This is a genomic window from Staphylococcus cohnii species complex 1663 (genome assembly GCF_041008415.1).
Classification (GTDB): Bacteria; Bacillota; Bacilli; order Staphylococcales; family Staphylococcaceae; genus Staphylococcus; species Staphylococcus ureilyticus.
The window spans coordinates 1-507 of sequence record NZ_JBFDVL010000024.1 but is presented as its reverse complement, the minus strand read 5'-3'; the positions used below and the strand labels follow the sequence as shown (position 1 = coordinate 507).

Annotated in this window: 1 protein-coding gene; it reads left to right on the top strand. The window is 30.0% G+C overall.

All coding sequences use genetic code 11. From position 1 onward, the window contains the following. Positions 1-458, top strand: a 458-nt coding sequence (tnpA, locus tag AB1J10_RS12605) for an IS200/IS605 family transposase (RefSeq protein ID WP_369003143.1), incomplete at its 5' end; no start/stop codon positions are given. Positions 459-507: the final 49 nt, after the last annotated feature.

The following is a 507-nucleotide window of genomic DNA, read 5'->3' as shown; positions in this document are numbered from 1 at the left end:
ATTTAGCACATACAAAATGGAATTGTAAGTATCACATTGTCTTCGCTCCTAAATATAGAAGACAAATTATATACGGAAAAATAAAGAAAGATATTGGAATAATATTGCAACAGCTGTGTGAAAGAAAAGGCGTAGAAATTATTGAAGCTGAAGCATGTAAAGATCACATTCATATGTTAGTTAGTATTCCACCCAAATTAAGCGTTTCGCAATTTGTAGGATATTTAAAAGGAAAGAGTAGTTTGTTGATTTTTGATAGACATGCACATTTAAAATATAGATATGGTAACAGAAAATTTTGGTGTAAAGGTTTTTATGTTGATACAGTTGGAAGAAATAAAAAAGTTATAGAAAATTATATTCGTAATCAATTACAAGAGGATATCGTTGCGGAGCAATTAACACTTGTTGAATATATAGATCCTTTTACTGGCGAAGAAACTAAGAAGAAAAAATAAAACAACCCTTTTAAGGGTTGCTGGGAAAGTAGTACATATGGCTGATCTT